Annotated in this window: 6 protein-coding genes and 1 pseudogene; 5 read left to right on the top strand and 2 right to left on the bottom strand. The window is 64.2% G+C overall.

Going from position 1 to position 7,138, the window contains the following annotated elements; translation table 11 throughout:
- The first annotated feature begins 3 nt into the window (after window positions 1–3).
- Complete coding sequence (locus ACFYTE_RS30815; RefSeq protein ID WP_388717501.1) at window positions 4–681, top strand: response regulator; 678 nt, start codon at window positions 4–6, stop codon at window positions 679–681.
- A gap of 42 nt (window positions 682–723) precedes the next feature.
- On the opposite strand, the pseudogene ACFYTE_RS30820 reads toward ACFYTE_RS30815, so the two are convergent.
- Window positions 724–1,527: pseudogene (locus tag ACFYTE_RS30820) on the bottom strand (phosphatase PAP2 family protein); the annotation flags it as partial.
- Window positions 1,528–1,576: 49 nt separating this feature from the next.
- Between ACFYTE_RS30820 and ACFYTE_RS30825 the strand changes: the two are divergent.
- Together ACFYTE_RS30825 and ACFYTE_RS30830 are read left to right on the top strand one after the other, a co-directional pair.
- The gene (locus ACFYTE_RS30825) at window positions 1,577–1,927 is read left to right on the top strand and encodes a VOC family protein (RefSeq protein ID WP_388717504.1); all 351 of its coding nucleotides are present in this window, start codon (window positions 1,577–1,579) and stop codon (window positions 1,925–1,927) included.
- Between the two features lie 249 nt (window positions 1,928–2,176).
- Window positions 2,177–2,581: a hypothetical protein gene (locus ACFYTE_RS30830; RefSeq protein WP_388717507.1), complete on the top strand. Its 405-nt coding sequence runs from the start codon at window positions 2,177–2,179 to the stop codon at window positions 2,579–2,581.
- 3 nt (window positions 2,582–2,584) lie between these two features.
- Here the strand turns inward: ACFYTE_RS30830 and ACFYTE_RS30835 are convergent, their stop codons facing one another.
- Window positions 2,585–3,184 carry a hypothetical protein gene (locus ACFYTE_RS30835; RefSeq protein ID WP_388717511.1) on the bottom strand — a complete coding sequence of 200 codons (600 nt, stop codon included), beginning with the start codon at window positions 3,182–3,184 and terminating at the stop codon, window positions 2,585–2,587.
- A 1,335-nt stretch (window positions 3,185–4,519) separates the two neighbouring features.
- Here ACFYTE_RS30835 and ACFYTE_RS30840 point away from each other — a divergent pair.
- Together ACFYTE_RS30840 and ACFYTE_RS30845 are read left to right on the top strand one after the other, a co-directional pair.
- Complete coding sequence (locus ACFYTE_RS30840; RefSeq protein ID WP_388717513.1) at window positions 4,520–5,932, top strand: hypothetical protein; 1,413 nt, start codon at window positions 4,520–4,522, stop codon at window positions 5,930–5,932.
- 27 nt (window positions 5,933–5,959) lie between these two features.
- Complete coding sequence (locus tag ACFYTE_RS30845) at window positions 5,960–6,568, top strand: YdcF family protein (RefSeq protein ID WP_388717516.1); 609 nt, start codon at window positions 5,960–5,962, stop codon at window positions 6,566–6,568.
- Window positions 6,569–7,138 lie beyond the last annotated feature (570 nt).

Raw genomic sequence — 7,138 nt, forward strand, 5'->3', positions numbered from 1 at the left:
CCGATGATCCGGGTGTTGATGGCCGACGACGAGCCGATGATCCGGGCGGGCGTACGCGCCGTTCTTGCCTCGGCTGCGGACATGGAGGTCGTCGCCGAGGCCGGTGACGGGCACGAGGCCGTGGAACTGGTTCGGCGTCACCGCCCTGCGGTGGCCGTGCTCGACATCCGTATGCCGGGCATGAACGGCATCGACACGGCGGCGGAGATCCGCAGCACCGCGCCCGGCACGGGCGTCGTCATGCTGACGACGTTCGGTGAGGACGACTACATCCTGCGGGCACTCGGTGCTGGCGCGACCGGCTTCCTGATCAAGTCGGGCGAGCCCGAGGAACTGATCGCCGGGGTCCGGGCGGTGGCCGACGGCGCCGCCTATCTGTCACCGAAGGTCGCGGCCCGGGTCGTCGCCCACCTCTCCGCGACGGGCGCGGGCACCCTGGCTGGTCGGCGCTCCGCCGCCCGCGCCCGAGTCGGCTCCCTGACCGCCCGGGAACGGGAAGTACTGGCCTTCCTCGGCAGTGGGCTGTCCAACGGGCAGATCGCCCGGCGGTTGCATGTGGTGGAGGGAACGGTGAAAGCCCATGTGAGTTCCATCCTGGCGAGACTGGGCGTGGACAACCGGGCTGCTGCCGCGGTCGTTGCCCACGAGGCCGGGATCGTTCCTCTGCCGTACCAGACGTGATGCCGCCCGCTGAGCCGACGGCAGGGCCGTGAGCAGTACGGCCACCACCACAGTGGCACCGAGGATCGCGCCGGCGAGTACATCGTGCGGGTAGTGGACCCCCACCAAGACGCGCAGCAGGGCGGCGGCCCCGGCCAGCGGCAGCGTGGCTGCGGCAAGACGCGGCCGAAGCACGGCCATGCCGACGGCCAGCCCGGCGGCCAGAGTGGCGTGGTTGCTCGGGAAAGACCAGTCTCCCGCGCCGGGGCATTCCGCGATGAGGTCGGCCCCCGTGCGCAGCGCGCGGCAAGGCCGCTCCTCGTCCACCACCAGCTTCACTGCTTCGCTCACCGCATAGGCCGCGACGATGCCGAGACCGGTCAACACGGATCCGGCGGCGCCTCGTAGGTCTTTGCGGCGGATCGCTGTCCACCACGTCCAGACCAGCAGTATTCCGAGAAGCACCAGAGTGCCCTCGGTGGCTACTTCCAGGAGCGGACCCAGCCACGACGGCGCATCTGCCACCGTCCCGGTCACCGACCGGTACGCGGACGCCGATGCTCCTCCAGTGACCTGGACGGCACCGGCTTCACCCAGCCCACCCGGGGAAAGCCAGACGACCGCCCCCGCGCCCACCCCCAGGACGCCCAAAGCACCGAGCAGCCGGCCAGCTCTGATGTTCTCGCGTGGTTCTTGTTCCATGAGGCCTGAACGTAGAAGCGCAGACAGCCAGGAACCCGAGCCGAACGGCAACGGCGGCCCCTGCCGATCGTCAGGGTTGACAGGATCAAGCGTGACGCGTTCCGGTACGAGGCTCCAGGTGATCTTCGGCGACTTGATCGGCCACGCCGCCCGGCGGGACGCCATCGCGGATACTCAATTCCGTGTCCCGGGGCGTCTACGTACACTCGCGGGCATGGCATGCCGCATCAGTGAGCTGGTCATCGACGCCGTCGACCCCGACCGGCTCGCCGCGTTCTGGAGCGAGGTCCTCGGCTACGTCGAACTCGGCCGGGAGGCCGACGGAAGCATCGAGATCGGGCCGCCCGGCGTCGGTTTCGGCGGGCCGCAGCCCACCCTGGTCATCAGTCCCAGCGGCGACCCGCGGCCCGGGAAGCTCCGACTGCACATCGACGTCAACGCCACCGACCGCGACCAGGACGCCGAGTTGGAGCGGCTGCTCGCTCTCGGCGCGAGGCCCGCCGACGTCGGCCAGACGGGCACCGAGAACTGGCACGTCCTGGCCGATCCGAACACGCCGGACTAGCAATTCTACGGGTCGGCCCTGGTCAGCGCATAGAACGGTCCCGCCCATGCGCCACGGGGGCAGCACACGGACGGGACCGATTCGGAACCTCACGCAGTGCCCACCGCGCTTGGGCTCCTCATCCTCTGCGAGGAACGCCCGGCGTCCCCGTAGAGGGTCCTGCTACCCGTTCCGGCCCCTCGACCTGTCCAGAGTGGGGCCGACCGGAACGGGCGTCTTTCGCCCCTTGGTTGGGGCTAGGCTCCGCTTATGGCTGAGCCCTTCGTGAACGATGACGTTCTTCACCTTGCTTGCGGCATCTGCCCTTCGCGCCGGTTCCCCGCCGGTGAATTCGACGTGTGGGCACGGCCGACGAAGGAATGCCCGTTCAATCCGGCCGATGGACACCGGTACGCCCCGGACGGAACGCCGGTTTGCGTCCATCCGGAAAAGGTCGGGCTGCCGGTTGGCGCGTACAAGAGCGAGAACGCCCCGCTGACCGTTGACTTGCATTTGCCGCCCGACCCTTCCGAAGTGGTTCCGTACCTTCATGACGTGCTGTACGGCGCTGCGCCCCTGTTGCTCGAAGGTCTGATTGAGAAGGCGACGGCCCAGATTCGCGTGCAATTCCCGGACCTTGACCCGCTCACAGTTCTTCGCCAGGCGCTCAGCTAGCCGTTACACGGCGACTGTGGCGAGTTCTTCCGCCGTGAAGCGGAAGGAATGCGCCTGTCCCTGCTTGCGGAAGCCCATGGCCGCGTACTTCTCGTCCAGCCACTTGAGGCGCCTGCCGACTTCCGCCGTGTTGATCCAGAAGCGGGCGGGCGGTTCACCCCACGCGGCGCGGTACGCCTGGTCTGTGTAGTCGCCCTCTCGCCAGTCGGTGTGTTCCTGGTCGGTCTGGTGGATGATCGGAACGCCGACCCTCGCCGTGATGCGGGCGAGAAGCTGGGGTTGCGCGATCATCGCGTGCGTCATTTCATCCACGGGAACGGCGATTGGGATTTCCGCCGCGTTCTCGTCGTCGGTCATCTCGAAGACGGCCGCCTTGAGGCAGAGCGCCTTGAACCCTTCGGCGAACAGACCGTGTTTGTCCTTCTCCTGGTCGTACTCGGCGACAACGACAGAGCCCGTGAAGCACTGCCAATCGCTGTCGTACTTCAGGCTGGCCGCCTTGAACGCGGAGAATTCCCTGTCGGCCTCAATGGCCGCGTGGATCTCCTGTGCCCGCTCCGCCACTCGCTCAGCGGCGGGAAGAGCGTTGCTCGTGGTACTCACTGCTGCACTCTCCTTGTCGGTGACGTGCATTTTGGTTGGTTTGGTCTTGCGCTGCCCCGCCGCAGGGTGAACGGGGAAACCGAGTGGAGCCCCGAATTCAACTCATTCGGCAGGGGCATACCCGAACCCTTGGCCGGACGGGGTCATTGATGACCGGGTCTCGCCGGGGGTCGGGAATCTAGGTGTTGATGCTTCGGGCCACGATCAGCGCCACGGTTGCAATCCATGCGGCGGCAGCGAGGGTGACCACGACGGTGCGTAATGGCCTCATGCCGGGGCTTGAGCGAGGCAGTCAGCGCACGTAACGGCGCGATACCACTTCTCCACCTCGCCGGTAGCACCACACACGGGCTGGTCGTCCACCAGCGCGTGAACGGTCATCACGTCTTCCCCGATGGTGCCGCTAACCCGACTCTGCGCTTCCTGCCAGGCTTCCATCCAATTGGCGGTCACTTGCTGCTCTCCCTGACAGTTCGGGGGTCGTTCGGGTGTCCGTGGATCATGTGCGTGTGCATGTCGAGCACGACAGAGCGAGCCATCGGGGCGCTGTTCACCTTGAGCGCCACGGTCAGGTTTCTGCGCAGGTAGCCGCACACGGGGCACGTCTCGGGATCCACTCGACCAGCGCGAGGGGTCCGAAGATCAAGAGTCAGCATGCGGTGCCCCCTCTCTGGCACAGGTGGCAATCCGGCTGGCACGGGGGCAGCGACTTGGGCGGGAAAGCGATCACGCCGGACGCCGGGTCGAGCCGTCCGCCGTACTCGGTCCACCAAGGGGCCGGTATGGCCGTCAGAGCGTCCGGCGGGCCGTCAGTGAGGCTGACTAGCTCAGGCTCGGGAAGGGCGCTCACTCGCGTGCTCAGGCGCCTCTGAGGGGCCGTCATGACTTGGCCTCGGCCGGGCACTTCGCGCACGCGTACGGACGGCCGGACGGTTCTTCGCCAGCCGGTTGCACTCGGCGCACGACTTCCAGACTCCCGAACGGCTTCCGGCACTTGCGGCACTTCTCGCCCGCAGGGGCGTACGTCAGGTACTCGTCTTGCTGAGCGTCGGTGTCGCTCTCCGCCCGCTGCGGACTTTCGGGAGGTCTGGTTGTAGCTTTGGGCACTGTCGTCAACCCCTCGTTGGTTGGTGGCCACGCCCCCGGACGTTCGCCGCGTCGCGGGGGTTCTTGCCGTCTGAAGAGCTTCCGCCGAACGGGACGCACCAGGGAACAGCGAACGGGGAACCCCGCAAGATGCTTTGGGGAACCCCGTTTCGGCTCGTTTGGGGTTCCCCTCTGTGATCGTCGGACTACGCTGGACAGTGATCACTTCGGATCCCACTAGGTGGCTGCATGGATGACCGCGCGACTCAGCGGAGCGGATATCCGCTGACGATCCCTGACGTACTCCTCAATAGCGAAGCCATGCAGCAAGCCTGTGCCGCTCGGAACTTCCAAGAGATCTTCCGGCTTGTCAATCGCCGTACAGGCTCAAGTCACGCTGTGATGGCGGCGGCTGTCGGCAAGATGACCAGTTCTCGGGTAAGTGACATCATCCGTGGTGTCAGGGGAATCCGGGGGCGCGAAGTAATCGAGCGTATTGCAGATGGATTCGGAATCCCCGGTGAAATGCTCGGACTGCCGGCTCGCTCATGGGAGGGTACTCCTTCACAGCCGAACGGCGAGATTTCGCCCACCCCCGACGAGGCAGCACCACAGCAATGGGAAACGCCAAGCGTAGACCGGCGTGTTCTCGGCACAGCGACTGCCGCCGCTTTGTCAACACAGTTCCATCGTGGGCAGCGCGCCATTCAAGCTCTTGAGGTGATGAGCAGTCACAGTGCGAGCATGCTGCCCGTTGTTCTCGGTGATCTGATCGATCATTACACCTTGACGATTTGTTCCATGCCCCCAGTGGACGTGTACGACGAACTACTTACCGTTAGGGACTATGCGAGCAAATTTCTTGACACCGCCGTGCCCAGCGGACACCGGACGGAAATAGCGCTATCTGTCGGCTGGCTCTCCTGCCTGCTGGGGGTTGCCGCATGCGATATGGGGGCACACGCAGCAGCGCATATCTGGTGCAGTGACGCTGAACGGCGAAGCCAGGAAGTAGGACACCCAGATCTTTCGGGATGGGCCATTCTGACGAAGTCACTGATTGCCTTCTATCAGGGGCGCGCGCACCACTCAGCGGCGTTGGCTTCACAAGGGCAGGGCGCCACTTCTGCGGGAACCGTGATTCATGCGAAGCTAGCCACGCAGGAGATGCGGGCGGCAGCAATGATGGGGGACGCCGACCGCACGGAAGCAGCAAGGCGCTACGCCTCAAAAGAAATGGCGAAATTGCCTGACGACGTGAAGGTTACGGGCGCCTTCTCGATTTCCCCTGGGGAAGACCCTCCCTACACGGCCACATCATTGATGCTGCTGGGACGCCACGAAGAAGCAGTGTCCGCCACCAACCGTGTCCTTCAAACGCTCTACAGGCCCGAAGCGCGGCAGCGCGGTGAACACCCGTCCAGCTACGCCCGCGCGCTGCTCATCCTGGGGCTTGCCCAAGCAGGGGCGGGAAATCTGGATGAAGCTGTCTCCGCTGGGCATGCAGCGCTTGCGGGAAGTCGCCCGGCGTGGCCGACTGTAACGCTTGCTGGAAACCTTAGCCGTGCACTTGAGCGCGACTTCACTAACGCTCTTCAGGTAGAGGAATATCGAGCCCGATACCTGGACGTGACTAACCAACTGACCGGCAACAGAATCTAGCAACTCCCCCTATCCAGAAAGGCGCAAATGAGCGGCGAAGATCTCAGCACGGAGCAGATTCGCGAAATCGTGAGTTTCGTAGACATTGAGGCAGCACCATCACAGGATGAACCAACCGCCCACTTCCTCTTTGGAACGAACCAACCTCAGCCGGTAGAAATTGCGGCTGAGCGGTACCACAAAGGACTAGCGCCGCTGATCATCGCAACCGGCGGAATCAACCGGCATACGGGAATTGTGGAAGCGCACATGTTCCGTGATCTTCTGATTGAGCGTGGTGTTCCTGATTCTGTCATCCGGTGTGAGGATCAGGCCGCTAACACGTGGCAGAACGTAGAGCTTTCCCTTCCGTATTTGCGGGAAGCCCTTGAATCCGGGTTGAAGATTACAGCAATCAGCAAGTGGTACCACCGCCGAACCCTTCACTGTCTCGCGACCCTGGTTCCCGATATTGGCCGCTTTTACGGAATCTCTTGGGAGCCCATCTATGCGGGCAAGGCGGTCAGCCGCACGGATTGGCTTGGTATTCCCGACGGCAAGCGCCGAGTAATCCGCGAATGGGAGGAAGTATCCCGACGCGTTGCAGAGAGAAGTTTCAAGGACGTCCGCCTTACTGACGGAGCTTGGCAAAGCTGAATCAGAACACAAAGAAGCCCCGCACCAGCCGCTATGAAAGCAGCAGATGCGGGGCTTCAATCGTGATCCAATTAGGCCTAGGGGGCTCCACAAGAACGCTCCAATTAGCCATCACGTGTCTCTCCCTCCTCCCAGCGCCGGAAAAGGGGCGGAGGAGAGTCACCCCCCACCCCCAGGGGGTTAGAACGGCGGAACGTCTCGGGTTATTCGGGGAGTGCTCTGGTAAATGCGCGTGGCGGCCTCACGCTGTGAACGCTGCTCGGCGTACCAACCGCCTGGCTCGCGCTTAGGCCGTTCCTTGGCATCACATGCCAGGCAAAGCGGCCGAAGATGCTTGAACGCATCGGGATTAGGCTCATCTCGCGCGATCAGATCACGCCGACTGACCGGCCAATGGTCAACGACCTTGGCAGGTTGGCCACAAAGAAGGCACCAAGGATTCTGATAGATGAATCTTGGCTGCACTCGCTCTCGCCCAACGTCGATCGTTTAGGCGGCTCGGTCAAGGTGTGAGTGTGTTGCCGATGCTGTGTCAGGTTGCGTGAGTTGGCGGTTCGTCGCGGCGCCGTG

Source organism: Streptomyces sp. NPDC004629 (genome assembly GCF_042873595.1).
Lineage (GTDB): Bacteria > Actinomycetota > Actinomycetes > Streptomycetales > Streptomycetaceae > Streptomyces.

Bases quoted from the DNA above. Each gene is read 5' to 3' on its own strand.
- ACFYTE_RS30815 (WP_388717501.1), top strand. From the start codon at position 4: ATGATCCGGGTGTTGATGGCCGACGACGAGCCGATGATCCGGGCGGGC.
- ACFYTE_RS30825 (WP_388717504.1), top strand. From the start codon at position 1,577: ATGGCATGCCGCATCAGTGAGCTGGTCATCGACGCCGTCGACCCCGAC.
- ACFYTE_RS30830 (WP_388717507.1), top strand. From the start codon at position 2,177: ATGGCTGAGCCCTTCGTGAACGATGACGTTCTTCACCTTGCTTGCGGC.
- ACFYTE_RS30840 (WP_388717513.1), top strand. From the start codon at position 4,520: ATGGATGACCGCGCGACTCAGCGGAGCGGATATCCGCTGACGATCCCT.
- ACFYTE_RS30845 (WP_388717516.1), top strand. From the start codon at position 5,960: ATGAGCGGCGAAGATCTCAGCACGGAGCAGATTCGCGAAATCGTGAGT.